The organism is Cupriavidus basilensis, assembly GCF_029335485.1.
GTDB lineage: Bacteria > Pseudomonadota > Gammaproteobacteria > Burkholderiales > Burkholderiaceae > Cupriavidus > Cupriavidus basilensis_E.
The window spans coordinates 1-15,259 of the sequence record NZ_JARJLM010000218.1; the positions used below are offsets into that span (position 1 = coordinate 1).

16 protein-coding genes are annotated in these 15,259 nt (G+C 66.8%); 9 read left to right on the forward strand and 7 right to left on the reverse strand.

What is annotated here, in order from left to right; genetic code table 11:
* Positions 1-823, reverse strand: an 823-nt coding sequence (locus tag P3W85_RS12850; RefSeq protein ID WP_276265071.1) for an EamA family transporter, incomplete at its 3' end; no start/stop codon positions are given.
* Between the two features lie 228 nt (positions 824-1,051).
* Positions 1,052-3,151, reverse strand: a complete 2,100-nt coding sequence (locus tag P3W85_RS12855) for a TonB-dependent siderophore receptor (protein ID WP_276265056.1) — start codon at positions 3,149-3,151, stop codon at positions 1,052-1,054.
* 212 nt (positions 3,152-3,363) lie between these two features.
* Between P3W85_RS12855 and P3W85_RS12860 the strand changes: the two genes are divergently transcribed.
* Both P3W85_RS12860 and P3W85_RS12865 read left to right on the forward strand, forming a co-directional pair.
* Entirely contained in the window at positions 3,364-4,080 is a 717-nt protein-coding gene (locus P3W85_RS12860; RefSeq protein WP_276265057.1) for an SDR family oxidoreductase, read from the forward strand.
* A 35-nt stretch (positions 4,081-4,115) separates the two neighbouring features.
* On the forward strand, positions 4,116-4,667 hold the full coding sequence (locus tag P3W85_RS12865) for a PoNe immunity protein domain-containing protein (RefSeq protein WP_276265058.1): 552 nt from the start codon (positions 4,116-4,118) through the stop codon (positions 4,665-4,667).
* A gap of 107 nt (positions 4,668-4,774) precedes the next feature.
* Here the strand turns inward: P3W85_RS12865 and P3W85_RS12870 are convergent, their stop codons facing one another.
* Positions 4,775-5,065 (reverse strand): hypothetical protein, encoded by a 291-nt coding sequence (locus P3W85_RS12870; protein ID WP_276265059.1) that lies wholly within the window; start codon positions 5,063-5,065, stop codon positions 4,775-4,777.
* Positions 5,066-5,639: 574 nt separating this feature from the next.
* Between P3W85_RS12870 and P3W85_RS12875 the strand changes: the two genes are divergently transcribed.
* From P3W85_RS12875 to hutG, 6 genes are all read left to right on the forward strand, one after another.
* Positions 5,640-5,924 (forward strand): hypothetical protein, encoded by a 285-nt coding sequence (locus P3W85_RS12875; RefSeq protein ID WP_276265060.1) that lies wholly within the window; start codon positions 5,640-5,642, stop codon positions 5,922-5,924.
* Positions 5,925-6,091: 167 nt separating this feature from the next.
* The gene (locus P3W85_RS12880; RefSeq protein ID WP_276265061.1) at positions 6,092-6,859 is read left to right on the forward strand and encodes an IclR family transcriptional regulator; all 768 of its coding nucleotides are present in this window, start codon (positions 6,092-6,094) and stop codon (positions 6,857-6,859) included.
* Between the two features lie 39 nt (positions 6,860-6,898).
* The gene (locus P3W85_RS12885; RefSeq protein WP_276265062.1) at positions 6,899-7,648 is read left to right on the forward strand and encodes a glutamine ABC transporter substrate-binding protein; all 750 of its coding nucleotides are present in this window, start codon (positions 6,899-6,901) and stop codon (positions 7,646-7,648) included.
* 14 nt (positions 7,649-7,662) lie between these two features.
* Positions 7,663-8,331, forward strand: a complete 669-nt coding sequence (locus tag P3W85_RS12890) for an amino acid ABC transporter permease (RefSeq protein WP_276265063.1) — start codon at positions 7,663-7,665, stop codon at positions 8,329-8,331.
* On the forward strand, positions 8,328-9,089 hold the full coding sequence (locus tag P3W85_RS12895; protein ID WP_276265064.1) for an amino acid ABC transporter ATP-binding protein: 762 nt from the start codon (positions 8,328-8,330) through the stop codon (positions 9,087-9,089). Before P3W85_RS12890 ends, P3W85_RS12895 begins: the two co-directional genes overlap by 4 nt.
* 2 nt (positions 9,090-9,091) lie before the next feature.
* On the forward strand, positions 9,092-10,027 hold the full coding sequence (gene hutG, locus P3W85_RS12900) for a formimidoylglutamase (protein WP_276265065.1): 936 nt from the start codon (positions 9,092-9,094) through the stop codon (positions 10,025-10,027).
* A gap of 36 nt (positions 10,028-10,063) precedes the next feature.
* Here the strand turns inward: hutG and P3W85_RS12905 are convergent, their stop codons facing one another.
* From P3W85_RS12905 to P3W85_RS12920, 4 genes are all read right to left on the reverse strand, one after another.
* Positions 10,064-11,365, reverse strand: a complete 1,302-nt coding sequence (locus P3W85_RS12905; protein ID WP_276265066.1) for a type II toxin-antitoxin system HipA family toxin — start codon at positions 11,363-11,365, stop codon at positions 10,064-10,066.
* Positions 11,362-11,655, reverse strand: coding sequence for a helix-turn-helix domain-containing protein (locus P3W85_RS12910; RefSeq protein ID WP_276265067.1), 294 nt, complete (start codon positions 11,653-11,655; stop codon positions 11,362-11,364). Before P3W85_RS12910 ends, P3W85_RS12905 begins: the two co-directional genes overlap by 4 nt.
* Before the next feature lie 118 nt (positions 11,656-11,773).
* Positions 11,774-13,414, reverse strand: coding sequence for a rhodanese-like domain-containing protein (locus P3W85_RS12915; protein ID WP_276265068.1), 1,641 nt, complete (start codon positions 13,412-13,414; stop codon positions 11,774-11,776).
* 70 nt (positions 13,415-13,484) lie between these two features.
* Entirely contained in the window at positions 13,485-14,087 is a 603-nt protein-coding gene (locus tag P3W85_RS12920; RefSeq protein ID WP_276265069.1) for a cysteine dioxygenase family protein, read from the reverse strand.
* Positions 14,088-14,368: 281 nt separating this feature from the next.
* On the opposite strand from P3W85_RS12920, the gene P3W85_RS12925 reads away from it, so the two are divergent.
* Positions 14,369-15,259: rhodanese-like domain-containing protein (locus P3W85_RS12925; protein WP_276265070.1), on the forward strand; the 891-nt coding region annotated here is incomplete at its 3' end.

The following is a 15,259-nucleotide window of genomic DNA, read 5'->3' on the forward strand; positions in this document are numbered from 1 at the left end:
CCTCGGCGGGTGCTGTCGCCGGTTTGCGCTTGCCGGCCGTCACCGTGCACCCGACCGAGGCCGCGATGATGCTGGCAATCGCCAGCCACTGCTGCGCGTTCAGCGTTTCGTGCAGGAATACCAGGCCGGCCAGCGCGCCCATGGCGGGCTCCATGCTGAGCAGGATGCCGAAAGTGCGGCGCGGCAGCCGCTTGAGCGCCACCATTTCCAGCGAATAGGGGATGGCGCTGGAAAGCAGGCCGACCGCCAGCCCGGCAAGCAGCAGCGAAGGGCTGAACATGGCCGTACCGGCATGGGCCAGCCCGAAGGGAAACACCACCAGCGCCGCCATGGTCAGCCCCAGCGAGGTGGCCTGCCCGCCGTGCGCGTTGCCTGCCATCTGCCCGAAGACGATGTACAGCGCCCAGCCCACGCTGGCGGCCAGGGCGTAGCCGATGCCGGCCGGGTCCAGCGTGGCGACGTTCTGGCCAAGCGGCAACAGCAGCAGCAAGCCCGCCACCGCAAATCCGATCCACAGAAAATCGATGGCCCTGCGCGAGGACGAGATCGCCACCGCCAGCGGCCCCGTGAACTCGATGGCGATCGCCAGCCCCAGCGGGACGGTGCGCAGCGACATATAGAACAACAGGTTGGTGGCCCCCAGCGCGGCGCCGTACAGCGCGATCACGCGGGCGTTGGCCAGGCTCAGCGGCATCCGCCAGGGCCGCCACACGCACAGCAGGATCAGCGCGGAGAAGCCCACGCGCAGCGCGGTGGTGCCCTGGGCGCCCACCGCGGCGAACAGGCTCTTGGCAAACGAGGTACCGATACAAAGCGAGGCCATCGACCCGATCAGCGCCAGCACGGCGACCAGGGTGGTGCTTTGTCTAAGACGATGCAGCGGCAATTGCGACTCTCAGGTGTTCAAGGGTTCAGGTATCAGGCATCAGGCATTCCGACGAACCGGCCTGCCGGGTGGCGACTCCGCATCTTGAACGATCCTGGGCCGGCTGGCTAGGTGGCATCGCCGGCCGCCGCCCGCGCTTTCCCGCACGCGTGCCGGCGGCGCAACTCAGTAGTTCAGCGCGACGTTCAGCATCAAGGTGCGCGGATTGCCCACCGGCAACACGTTGTTGTTCAGGCCGCCCGCGTAGTACGCCTTGTCGAACACATTCTTGACGTTGAGCGCGGCCTTCCAGTGCGCTGCCGCATAGCCCACGGCCAGGTCCGCCGCTGCGTAGCCGGGCACGGTGTAGTTGAAGCTGTAGCCGCGCTTGGCGCTCTCGGCGCGCATGCCGGCGCCCACATACCAGCCGGCCAGGGGGCCGCGCAAATGCTTGGTTCCCCACAGCGAGACACTATGCCGCGGCACGTTGTTGAGCGGCTTGCCGACGTTGGCGGCAACCGTGTCCTCGGTCACTTCGCTGGCGATATAGGCATAGGCCCCGGCCAGGCTCCAGCCGCCGCCGAGATCGGCAGTGAGCTCGGCCTCCAGGCCGCGCGTGCGCTGCTCGCCGGTGGCGATGCTGAAACCGGTGTTGAGCGGGTCCGAGCTCAGCACGTTGCGCCGGGTCAGGTCGAAGGCGGACAGCGTCAGCAGGCCGCGCTTGCCGGGCAGGTCGAACTTGACGCCGATCTCGGCCTGCCGTCCCGTCTCGGGTTTGAAGGTGGCGCCGCCGATGTCGGTGCCGGAGTTCGGCAGGAACGAGGTCGCATAGCTGATGTAGGGGCGTGCCCAGGCGGTCAGGTCGAACATCAGCCCGGCGCTGCCGGTGACGGCCCGCGCGGTGTCGCCGGTGCGCGCGGCAAGCAGGCGGTCGGTGGTGCCGGTGCGGGCCGTGTCGTGGCGCAGGCCCGCGGTGAGCAGCCAGCGCTCGGCAAGGCGCACCTGGTCGCGGACATAGAAGCCCAGCGCGCTGACGCTGTCCTCCTGGTTCAGGCTGTAGGCGCTGGGGCAGTTGATGGCCGCGCCGTAGACCGGCCGGTAGACATTGAGCGCGGCCACCTTGCAGGCGCGCTGCAGGCGCGTTTCGGTGCTGCGGTTGTAGTCCACGCCCAGCGTGATCTCGTGCTGCTGGCCGGCCACCTCGAAGCGCCGCTGCAGGTTGGTATCGATGCCGATGGTGGTGCCGGAGATGTCCTGCTGCGTGGCGCTGCGGTTCAGCAACTGGCTGTTGGCGGCCATGGCCCCGGCCGAGACCAGCGTGCCGGTCAGCGACAGCGTCTGCCAGCGGAAATTCTGGTTCAGCGTCCAGCCGGAATCGAAGCGGTGGGTCAGCGCGTAGCCCAGCCGGTTCTGCTCGCCGTCGTAGGGGGCCAGGCCCGGCTCGCCGATAAAGCGGCTGGCGGGCAGGGTGCCGTTGCGGTTGCCGGCCAGGGTGCCGTTGACCGGCAGACCCTGCTGGCGCACATACTGCCGCTCGTTGTGGCTGGCCAGCAGGGTCAGGTCGGTACGCGCCCCGAGATCCAGCGACAGCGACGGCGCGATATAGCGGTTGCGGTAGTACACATAGTCGGTCGGGTCGTCGCTGTTCATCGCCAGGGCGTTGACGCGCAGCGCGGCCTTGCCGTTTTCCGACAGCGGCGTGCCTGCGTCCGCCGTGACCTGGCGCAAACCGTAACTGCCCACCGTGAGGCCGAGTTCGCCAAACAGCTCCGGTTTCGGCCGCTTGCTGACGATATTGACCATGCCGCCCGGCTGCACCTTGCCGAACAGCACGGAGGCCGGGCCTTTGAGCACTTCCACGCGTTCGGCGCCGAACAGCTCCTGCGCCACGCGGTTATTGCTCTCGACCAGCAGGCCGTCGACAAAGACCGATTCCGACGCGCGCTGGCCCCGGATGATGAAATCGTCCCAGCCGCGCCGGCCATACACATTGGTGACCACGCCGGCCGAGTTGGCCAGCGCGTCGCCAAGGGTTTGCGCCTGCTGGCTGTCCATCAGGTCGCGCGTGATGACGGTGATCGACTGCGCGCTTTGCGCCGCCGAGCTGCCGGATTTGGTCACGCCGGCGGCCCTGCGGGTAGCAAAACCCGTGTCGGCGCGGGGGTCTTCCGCCGCACTGACCGTCACCGCCGGCAGGGTGGTTTCGGTGTCCGTGGCGGCCTGGGCCATGGCCGGCGAGAGCAGGCAGCCGAGGGTGACGGGGGCAATCAATTGGCGGGTGAGCATGGTGCGGCGCGGGATACGAATGGCAAAGGCGTCGCATTGTAAATGAGAATGGTTATTATTTGTGGAAATTGAATGGCGGCACGGTGGCACAGCCGCACAGCGGTACAGGCAGGTTCCCTTGCCGGCATTCGCCGTCTATTGTGGCTATGGGGCCGCCGGCCCTCACGCCGGAGCCGTTGCGGCATGCCGGCAACCCGATTCAGGAGAACACCATGGATGCATCCTCCTCTCCGCGCCGCGTAGTGATCACCGGTGCCGGCGGCGCGCTAGGCCGGGCGGTGGCAGAGGCCTTTGCGGACGAGGGCGCCCGCCTTGCCCTGATCGACCGGGACGTGGAGGCCATGCGCGCCCATGCCCCGGTGGCGGAGGCGGCGGGGTGGCATCTGCCGCTGGCGGCCGACGTGACCTCCGTGGACAGCATGGCGGGCGCGGCGAGTACCATCCTCGACGCGTTCGCCGGCGTCGACGTACTGGTCCACGTGGCCGGCGGCTTCGAGATGGGCGAGCCCGCCCATGCGCTGAGCCGGGAATCCTGGATGCGCATGATGGACCTGAACGCCTGGTCGCTGGTGGCTGTCACGCAGCACTTCATCCCGGCCATGCTCGCGCAGCATGCCGGCAAGGTGATCGCGGTCACGGCGCGCGGCGCCAGCAACGGGGCGGCCGCGATGGGGGCCTACTGCGCCTCGAAGAGCGCCTTGCAACGCCTGGTGGAAAGCCTGTCGCACGAAGTCAGGCAGGCGGGCATCAACGTCAACAGCATCGCGCCGGGCGTCCTGGATACCGTCGCCAATCGCCGGTCGATGCCGCACGCGGATGCGCAGGCCTGGGTGTCGACGGCCTCGGCGGCGCACGCTATCGCCTTTTTGGCTTCGGACGCGGCAAAGGCCATCCATGGTCAGCACCTGGTGCTGGATGGGTTGAGCTGAGCCTCGGCCGGCAAGCCGTCCAGCATGTCCGGCGTGTGGATAGGCCTCGCCCAACTGCCCTTCCCGACCGCGAGGATGTCGACGAGTGGTTTTGGGATAAGCCGTACGGCAATCTCATTAAGGCGTTCTACCAAGGTACCGAATCAGAACGTCTTGCCTGCCTGAATGCGTTTCTCAAACGCTGGTACAAAGACCTGTCTGGCGCTGGTTGGCACGATGCCCATAAGCCCGATGCGCAGGGAAGAACCGGCGGTTACTATGGCTACTGGTCTTTCGAGGCAGGCGCTGCCGTGCTCCTGCTCGGCAGCGAAGACGATACCAGTCTCCGCTCGTATCTCTACTACCAAAAAGACCTGGCCGCATGGGCCAAGGCGAATGCGAATGTTCATGCGGATGCAGACGCCACCGCTACGCGTCTACGATGCCAGAGCGGTGAACCTTGCCCCAAGGCCGGCTACTGGATGACACCCGCCAAAGCCGGATCGTGGCGATATTTCCGGGAAGGCGAGATCATGCCAGCCGTGATCTCCGACTACGGTTCCACCATCTGGCAGTGGGACGGTGATCAGTCAGACCCGAAGCTCTGACTGCCACCGCGAGCGCTCCAGGAAAAAAGCGGCAGGCCCCGCAGATCTTGATCACGCGGGACCACGTTTTCCGTCACCAACGGAAGCGGCGCACTACAACCCGAACACTATCCATCCTGCCGGCGCTCCTGATCATGCCGCGCGGCCAGTTCACTCAACACCAGCGTCTCGTGTGCCAATCCGGCTGCGAGCGAGAGCAGTCGGCCCTGGATGTCTTCAGCGAGATCGCCGAATGCTCCGGCGGCGGCGTTGTCGCAAGTCATGAACAACAACGCGTAGAGTTGCGCCGCCTTTTCCCCGGCGAGACTCAACGGGTTTTCGCATGGAGTATGCGCAGTTACGAACATGTCGGCGCCTGTGTGCTCGGCGGTGACGCCGTAGCGGGTGTGCTTACACATGGGACACCTCCCGTGGCATGACGCGCGTGCGCTGACGGATGGTGAGGATGCCGGGAATTGCCGAACGCCCGGTATGGGCGAGCAAAGACTGAAGCATGGTTGCCTCCTTCTTGAGCGGTTTCAGACCCGCTCCCCGCTCTCAAACGGGGTGGGCGGGCGCATGGCAGGGTTGAGAGACCGGCAAGAAGGGACCGGCGAGCCCGAGGGCTCCCCCGCCAAGGCCCGCCCATAAGGACGCGCAGAGGCGTGCCGGACGAAAAAATACCGCCTGGCGGCGGCGGTCGTCCGCCTTCTTGCTCCGGCTCTCACCCCGGGTCGCTGTGGTTGCAGCGACTTGGATAGTATAGCGCGTGCGCTGAATCCTGGCGTATTACCGTGTCGCCACCAGCCACGCGTCCCATCTGCTGCCAGCACTGGGAAAGCGCCTTCGTCTTCATGCGCCGCCCGGTACGGCCAAGGTGGTCTGGGGAGAAGACGCCCGCACCTGGACTGCCGAATCCCAACGGCCCAATGAACGATTCGGCGCCACTGTCGATGCGCAGGTAGCCATCGCCATGCTGAATGGACTTCTCTCGTGATTCCGCGCATTCCCATCACGCAGGTCAAATCCGACCTGTCCGACGCCCTGCACATTGCCGTGCGCGAGATCAAACGCTTCCCGGCCGCGTTCTATCCAGTCGAGGCGATCGAGCAGACCAGCGCCGCGCAGGCCATCGCCGGCCAGTGGCGGTCGCGGATCAAAGGCTTCCTCGGTACGTGCCGGACGATCAATGGCCCGGTCACCATCGGGAGTCGCGCGTCGATATGTTCGATTCGGCCAGGTCACGGGCAACGCCTGGTGATTAACGCCTTGAGTTGAGTCACGGCTGGTGCCGGTCCTTTGTCCGGGTGTCTCCCAGCGCGTGACTTGTTCGGCACTAACTCAATCATCCTTTCTGGTGCTAGGGTAAGTCCTAGGATTTTATTCCCAACTAATGGGAATCTCAGTTTTGATAATTGGGAAAACGCCAGCATGCTCTCGCCCATATGCAGATCGAAGCCGACATCCCCGAAACTAGTTCCCCCGCCGCTGGTGCGGATCGCGTGCTCTTTGTGCTCGCTGCTTTGGCGCAGCAGGGCCAGCCAATGACCGTGCGTGAATTGGGTGCCACCACCGGCTTGCCCAAAAGCTCGCTGTATCGCCAACTGGTGCTGCTCAAGCGGTGGGGCTTTGTGCTGGAGTCGGACGGACGGTATGCGCCCGGCCCGATCAGCCTGCAGCTGGCGCTTGGCTTTGACATGGCCTCGCACCTCGCGCGCGAAGCGCAGCCGGAAATGCAATGGCTGGCGCAGCAATCCGGCGAGAGCGTAGGGCTGGTGGTGGCGGTCAAGGATCAGGCGGTGTGCCTGGAAATGATAGAGAGCCGCCAGTCGCTGCGTTGCTCGTTTGAAAAGGGGCGCGGCGTGCCGTTGCGAGCGGGTGCGTCGGCAAAGTCTCTGCTGGCATTCATGCACGAAGACGCACGCCGCCGCATCGTTCTTGCCCAGCCGGATATGGATGCCATGCGGGCCGAACGGTTGCTGGACGAACTCGCGGGCATTGAGCGGGCTGGCTATGCGGTCAGCCAGGGTGAAGTGGACGCCGGCGTGTGGGGCGTCAGCGTTCCGGTGTTCCGCCGGCGCGAGAAGACGGCGGCTGTCGGCTCGATCACGCTGATGGCGCCGGCTACCCGCACTCAGGGGCGCGAGCCGCTCCTGATCGAGATGACAAGGTCGGCCGCGGGAAGAGTCTCCGCCTGCTTGCAGGCCTTCTAATACCCAATACCAAGACAATACATTCAAGAGGAGTGACTGATGAACCTTCGACGCAAATGCCTGCTTATCGGCCTGATGGGCCTCAGCCTGGCCGCCGGCCTGGCGCGAGCCCAGGACAATGCTGTGCTCCGGGTAGCCACTGACGCTACCTTCCCGCCAATGGAATACGTCGAGAACGGCAAGCGCACGGGCTTCGATGTCGAACTGGTCGAAGCGCTTGCCAAGGCGATGGGCAAGCGTGTCGAATGGACCGATATCGATTTCAAAGGGCTGATCCCCGGCCTGATCTCGCGCCGCTTCGACATGGCGGTGTCCGGCATCTACATTACCGAGGAGCGCCGCAAGGTGGTGGATTTCACCGATCCCTACTACACGGGCGGCCTGGTCGCGCTGGTCAAGACCGGCAATGCCGCCATCAATGCCCCGAGCGATCTCAATGGGAAGAAGGTGAGCGTGCAGGTCGGCACCAAGTCGGTTAATTTCCTGCGCGAAAACTATCCGCAGGTCCAGCGCGTGGAAGTCGAGAAGAACCAGGAAATGTTCAACCTGGTAGAGATTGGCCGCGCGGATGCGGCAGTGACCGGCAGGCCCGCCGCGATGCAATATGTCAAGGCGCGCGGCGGTATGCGCGTGGTCGAGAAGGCCTTGACCACCGAGGAGTACGGCATGGCAGTGCGCAAGGACACGCCGGAGCTGACGCGCGCGGTGAATGCCGCTCTGGCCAAACTCAAGGCCGATGGCACCTATGCGCAGCTGATCCAGAAATGGTTCGGCACGGCGCATAAGTAAAGCGGGAAGACATCATGGAACTGGATTTCTCGCCGGTCTGGGCAGGCTGGCCCGACCTGGTGCGCGGCGCCGTGGTAACGGTCGAGGTGACAGCCTGCGCGCTGGTGCTCGGGTGCGTGATGGGCTTGCTGGTTGGCATCGGCCGCCTCGATCCGCGGCGTCGCTTCGTGTATGGCATCTGTACCGCCTACGTGACCGCCATCCGCGGCACGCCACTGCTGGTGCAACTGTTTCTGCTGTTCTTCGGGTTGCCGCAGTTCGACATCCTGCTACCGGCTTTCGTTTGCGGCGTGATTGGCTTGGGCATCTATTCCGGCGCTTATGTCTCCGAGATCGTGCGCGGCGCGATCCAGTCGGTCGACAAGGGCCAGATGGAGGCGGCGCGTTCCATCGGCATGTCGTCACGCCAGGCGATGCGCGCGGTGATCCTGCCGCAGGCGATCGTGCGCATGATTCCGCCGCTGGGCAATGAGTTCATCGCCTTGATCAAGAACTCGGCGCTGGTCTCGCTGCTGACCATTCACGACGTGATGCACGAGGGGCAGAAGATCATCAGCGTGTCCTACCGCTCGCTGGAGGTGTATCTGGCAATCGCGCTGGTTTATCTGCTGCTGACCAGCGCCGCCGGACTGTTCCTGCGGCACATGGAGCAAAGGCTGCGTATGGGAGGCATGGTGCAATGAGCGATTCCGCAATCATCCGGATCCGCAATCTGGGCAAATCCTTTGGCGACCATACGGTACTGAAAGGCATCGATTTCGATGTGGAACCGTCGCAAGTGGTGGTGGTGATCGGGCCAAGCGGCTCGGGCAAGAGCACGTTCCTGCGCTGCTGCAATGGGCTGGAACAGGCGGAGACCGGCAGCATCGAGATCTGCGGCACCAGGCTGCTCGATCAGGGCCAGCTGGTCGCGGACCATGAACTAAACCGCTTGCGCACGGAAGTCGGCATGGTGTTCCAGTCCTTCAACCTGTTTCCCCACTTGTCCGTGCTGCACAATGTCACGCTCGGTCCCCGCATGTTGCGTTCGGCCTCGCGGGACGAGGCTGAGCGCAAGGCGATGGCGCTGCTGGAGAAGGTGGGCTTGGCACACAAGGCGCACGCCATGCCGGCCAGCCTTTCGGGCGGGCAGAAACAGCGCGTGGCGATTGCGCGCGCGCTCGCGATGGCGCCGCGCGTGATGCTGTTCGACGAGCCCACCTCGGCGCTCGATCCGGAGCTGGTGGGTGAAGTCCTGCAGGTGATGAAGGTGCTGGCGGCCGAAGGCATGACCATGGTGGTGGTCACGCACGAGATGGGCTTTGCCCGCGAGGTCGCCGATGTCGTGGTAGTGATGGACGGCGGCGGCATCATCGAAGCCGGTCCACCGTCCGTCATTTTCTCCACGCCCACGCAGGAGCGCACGCGCGGGTTCCTGCAAGCCGTGCTGACGCGGCAGTGACCATGGCGATGACAGAGTTCCTTTGGCAGGGCCGTAGCGACGCTGGCGAGCGCGGCGATACCAGGCGGCTATTCGATGTTGTGCGCGCCGCGGGCGCGTCGCTGCCGGCCGGATCGCCGGTGCTGGTGGGGTTCGCCTGCGATGCCGGCGTGCTGCGCAACCACGGCCGCGCCGGCGCCGCGCAGGGGCCCGATGCAATCCGCCGCGCCCTGGCCAATGTGCCCGCGCATGGGCTGCCAGCCTTGTACGACGCTGGCAATGTGGCCTGCCAGGATGGCGCGCTGGAGGCCGCGCAGGAACGCCTGGCGGGGGCGGTCCGTGCCGTGCTGGACGGCGGCGGCCTGCCGCTGGTGCTGGGCGGTGGCCACGAACTCGCCTGGGGCAGCTGGCAGGGCTTGCGGGCGCATCTGGATGCCGCCGGCGACAACGGCCGGCTGCTGATTGTCAATGTCGATGCCCACTTCGATTTGCGTACCAGCCGGCCGGCGAGCTCCGGAACGCCGTTCGATCAGATCGCGTGCGACAGTGCGCGCCGCGGGCTGCCTTTCGACTATGCCTGCCTGGGCGTGAGCCGTCTTGCCAATACCCCTGCCTTGTTTGCCCGGGCCGACGAGCTGGGCGTGTTCTATGTTGAGGACGTCGACCTGCAGGAACGGCATCTAGACGCTTGCCTGGCCATATTGAGGGAGCGCATGGCCGTGGCCGAGCATGTCTATCTCACCATCGATCTGGACGCGCTGCCGGCCGCCGTCATGCCCGGCGTCTCGGCGCCTGCTGCCTTTGGCGTGCCGCTGGCGGTAGTTGAGGCACTGGTGGGCGAGGTGCGGCGCAGCGGGAAGCTGCGCGTAGCTGACCTGGCGGAATACAACCCGAACTACGACCGCGATCATCAGGGGGCGCGGGTGGCCGCGCGGCTGGCATATCGGTTGCTGGCCTGACGTAGGGCTCGGCTGCTGGTGTTCGCCCATTCCCGCCTATCTCCGCCGCGCCAGCGGCAGCGTTGCCAGCCGTTCCAGCACGACCGCGCGCATGCCTTCCGGTGCGGGCAGGCTTTCCAGCAAGGCCGGCCAGCGCTCTTGCGCCATGGCCACGGTGTCCTTCACAGCGGCGGTGGCGATACGCTCGGCGATCCTGGCCTCGCGCGCGAACTCGCGGTAGGTCTGCAGGGTTTGCCCGCGCTGCTGGCGGTCGATGGCCACGTTCTGGCCGAAGCCGGCAAAGCCGGGCAGCGCGGCCACGCTGACGATGTCGTAGGCGGGCGAGAGCTCCGGCGCGATGCCGTTGCGGTACAGGAAGGAGAAGTTCTTCAGGTGGGCGTCGCTGTTGCCCAGCAGGGTATTGACGGCCTGGCGGATAAAGAACTGCCGCACGTCTTCGATGCCGCGCACGCTGAGCCGCTCCAGCAATTGCACCAGCACGGCGTAGGCTTCGCTGCCGGCGTATTTGCTGCTGGGCATGCGCGTCAGCAACTGGCAGCCGTCTTCGGCATGCACGCGTCCGCCCGGCTCGCGGTCAAAGCGGTCCACCGCCAGGAAGTGCAGCCCGGCGCCAAGCGTATCGGCCAGGCCTTCCACCTCGATGGCGGCGAGCGGCGCGGGACGGCACGGCGCCACTGCCACACCGGCGGCCTGCGCCAGCTGCATCGATACGTATTCGTTGAAGACCTGGCTGTCGTCATTGCGCGCGGGGAGCTTGGCGATCAGGTCGGACAGGTGCCCGTGGGTGGGCATGGTGTAGCGCTTGCCGGCATGCGCGGTGGACAGCGCGAGCTTGTTCTGCACGCCCGAGACCGAGGCCGCGCCTTCGGTGGCGCCTTCGATCACGGCGATTTCCAGGTTGTCCGCGCCGCCCGTCACGCCGACGGTGCGTACGTGCGCGGGCAGGGTATCGATGGGCGCGGGGCGCACCACCACCGCGCCGGGCAGGTCGTCGCCGGCGGCGGCCAGGATGCCGAAATCGTCCCGGTCTGCGGGGCTGTGGCGGGTGGCCTCCAGCCGCTTGCGCAGCTCGCTTTCGGGCAGCAGGCCGGCAAAGTAGGGCGGCAGCGCGGCGTTGGTGTTGTAGAGCGCGGGATGGAAGGGGTTGGAGAGCACTGCGGCGGTCAACCCCTCGTTGCCGGGAAAGGTCAGCGACAGGCTGAGCGTGGGCCGCAGCGGGTCGCCGCGGAAGGCCTCGGCGGGGACGAAGCGGCAGGTCCGCTCGACCTCGCACAGGTGCCCGCACAGCACGCCGTGCAGGTGCACTTCCAGGTAGCGGGGCCGCAGGCCGGGGCTCACGATGCCTGCTCCAGGAACATTTCGACCGAGGTCTTGGCTTCCCGGTCGGGCCCGCTGTCCTTGCCTTCGATCAGGCGCCGCACCGCGAGCAGGTGCTCGCGGGGCACCAGCACCCATTCCGCGTCCAGCGCCGCGCCGATCGCCTCGAGTGTGGAGGCGCGCACATCGTGCTTGCCGCTCAGGGCAGTGGTCAGGTTGGAAGGCGCCATGCCGATCAGCCGGGCAACTTCCCCCAGCGTGGATTTGCGGGCGGCGCGGCGGGACTGCAGCTGATCGTAGAAGGATGGCATGACATAGTTTCATATCAAAAGATATGAAATAGCATAGCACATCGGTGCTTGATGTTATGTCAAGACATAGCTATCTATGTGTAATTATGATATTTAATAATTACTGCCTCCGCAGCCATCAGACCACTGCGCTAAGCACGCCCGCCTGCCTGGCATTTCCGCCCCCGCCTGGCACGCCAATGCGGAACACCCCTAGCTCATCCGCCGCGCACTGTGCGATCAGCCCGGTTTCCCAGGCCAGGTAGGCGCGCGCCGCGGCCTGGTTGCCTTCGTGGCGGTCATGCACGAAGAACAGGTAGTCGATGCGCGCCTCGGGCGGTAGCGCGGCCGCTGCGGTGGCTTCCGGCAGGCCGGCGGCCTGCCAGGTACGGTAGCCCTCGGCCAGCCGGTACACATGCCGGTAGCCTGCGGCCAGCAGATCCTGGCCCGCCAGGTTGGCGATGTGCGGCTCGCTGGCGATCAGGACCACCGGACGGTCATGGGCGACGCCGAGGCCGTCAAGCGCGGCCGGCAGGCGCGGGCGGATCGACCATGCCGCGCCTTCGGCATGGCCGCGGCCGTAGGCGGCGCTTTCGCGCAGATCGATGCGGATGACATCGGACGCTTCGGCGTACAGCGCGCGCAGCAGGCTGGCGTCGAGCACCGGCAGGGCGTGGGCGGGCAGGGTGCGCGGCGGCGCGGGCGCTTTGACCGCGGCCTTGATGCCATCCGCCAGCACGGCGCTCTCGTAGCCCAGCTGATACAGCCAGCTTGCCACCACCGGCGCGCGCACGCCGTCGTCGTCGAACACGATCACCCGGCTGCCGCGCACGCCGATATACTGGTCGGCGGCCTGCACCAACTGGCCGCCAGGCGCGTGCCGCGCGCCTTCGATCGAACCTTGCGCGAACTCCTCGGCGGTGCGGATGTCGAGCAGGAACGTGGTGCGGCTACCGTCGTCGAGCCATTGCTGCGCCTGCGATGCCGACAGCCTCGGCAGGTTGAAGCGTTGCAGCAGTTGCGCCGAGCGCGCGCGCGCCTCGGCCAGGTCGTGCCCGGCCGGGGCGGGCGGGTAGCGGCGCTGGCTGCCGTGCTCGAGCGCGTGGCCGGCCAGGTACCAGCCTTGCGTGCCGTTCTCCAGCGCCAGCACGGGGTTGGGCAAGCCAAGGTTGCGCAGCGTCTGGGCGCCGATGATGCTGCGCGTGCGGCCGGCGCAGTGCACCACCACGGTAGTCTGCGCATCCGGCAGCAGGGCGGCCAGGCGCAGGGCCAGCTCGCCGTTGGGCAGGCTTTGCGCGCCGGGAATGGTCATCTTCCGGTGTTCTTCGAAAGTACGGCCATCGACCAGCACCAGCGGCTCGCCGGCGGCCTGGCGCGCCGCCAGTTCCGCGGCGCTCAGGCGCGGCGTGCGCTGCCGCTGCTCGACCAGTTCGCCAAAAGTCTTGGACGGCACGTTGACGCCCTTGAACAAGGTGTAGCCAGCCGCCGCCCAGGCGGGGGCGCCGCCGGACAACACGCTGGCGTTGCGGTAGCCCAGCGCCGCCAGCCGCTGCGCGGCGCGCTCCGCCACGCCGTCGCCGTCGTCGAGCAGCACGATGCGCTCGGCCAGGCGCGGCACCAGGCGGCCTATGTCGAGTTCGAGCCGGCTGTAGGGCAGCGGCACGGCGAAGAAGGGATGGCCCTCGCCGTACTGGCCGTGCTCGCGCACGTCGAGCAAGGCAATGGGTTCGCCGTCGTTAAGCCAGCCGCGCAGCGTGACGGCGTCGATGGATCGGGTCATGGCATGCTCCGCCTGCAGAAGATCGATGGCGATTGCAGAAGATGGCAGAAGGTGAAAGGCTGCCGCCGTCTCAGGCGGCAACCTGCTCGCTGCGGTTCATCTGGGTGGTGTTGTAGTTGACGATGCGCCCGCTAGCCGGCTCGATGCCGATGCGGCCGGTCAGGGTTTCGAGCGGACGGCCGTAGAGGTGGAAGTGCAAGGTGGGCGCTTCGCCCACCACGTGGATGCTGTGGATGTCCTGCGGCAGGAAGCTGATCGGCGTGCCCGGCCGCACCACCAGCTCGCGTTCCAGCGCGAGGGTGGCCTGCCCGGGGTTGCTGCCGTCGTCGGTGCGGCGGTAGACGCGGTTCAGTTCGTCGCCCTGCACCGCCACGATCACCGCCCAGGTGTCGTGGTTGTGCGGGATGGTCTTCTTGCCCGGCACGATCGCGTTGAGGTAGAGCGCCGGCAACTGGCCTTCCTCGCTCAGGCGGTAGCGGGCGGAGGTGGTGGTGCCGTCGTTGGGCGGCGGGAAGTCGGCGAAGCTGAACAGGTCCTTGCGGCCGGCCAGGTTCTGCAGGACCACGGCCACTTTGGCCAGCGTGGCGCGGTCGATCTCGCGCTGCGCCGTCAGCGCGCGGACTTCGGCAAGGGTGGTGGCAATGGCGGCATTGCGCTGGCTCTGGGTCGTCATGGGGGCGTCCTTTATCGATGCATCGATGCGATGCCGCGGCGGATGGCGGCAGGTCTCCACTCTAAGGAATGCGGGCTCGCGCCAGAACGAACAATATCGCTGATGCATATGCGCTTTTGCCCTGGCCCGGCGGCCACGGCACAACGATGTGCGATCTGATTCGTTAGCGGCTGGCGCAACTTCTCTTAGGCTTGGGTTTTGGCTTGCGCGTATGACGCCTGGCGTCGCAGCGATGCCTGTACAAGCCTCGCACTCTCCCCGCACTCGATGCCTTCCCCGCCATGACCATTCCCGACCTGACCCAGACCCTTGCCGACGAGGCATCGTCCGCCGGCGTGAGCCGCTCCCGCACCTTTGCCGCGCCGGCGCTGATCCGCCATCCACTGGTGAGCCCGGCCGAGCTCAAGCGTGCCTTCGCCGACGGCGGGGAACTGGCGGTGCTGGATGCGCGCGAAGAGGGCGCTTTCTCGCGCGGGCATCTGTTGTTCGCGGTGCCGGCGCCGCTGGGCCGGCTGGAGACCGCGATCGACCGCCTGGTGCCGCGCCGTGGCACGCGCATCGTGGTGACCGATCTCGCGGAAGACATCGCCCATGCCGCGGCGGCCAAGCTGCTGCGCTTCGGCTATACCGATGTGTCGGTGCTGGAGGGCGGCACGCGCGCCTGGCAGGCCGCGGGCTACGAGGTGTTCAGCGGCACCAACGTACCCGGCAAGGCGTTTGGCGAAGTGATCGAGCACGAGCTGGAAACGCCCTGGATCACCGCCGAAGCGCTCAGGCTGCACCAGCAGCAGGGCGACAACGTGGTGGTGGTGGATAGCCGGCCCTTCGCGGAATTCCAGAACATGAGCATCCCCGGCGCGGTCGACTGCCCGGGTGCCGAGCTGGTGTATCGCATCGGCGAGATCGCGCCCGATCCCGAGACCCTGGTGGTGGTCAACTGCGCCGGCCGCACGCGCAGCATCGTGGGCGCGCAGACGCTGATCAACGCCGGCATTCCCAATCGCGTGGTCTCGCTCAAGGACGGCACCATGGCCTGGCTGCTGGCGGGCTACCCGCTCGAGCACGGCCAGACGCGCTTGGCGCCGCAGCCCGGCGAGCCTGCCCAGGCGGCAGCGCGCGAGCGCGCCGCGCGCGTGGCCGAAGGCGCCGGCGTACGGCATATCGATGCAGCG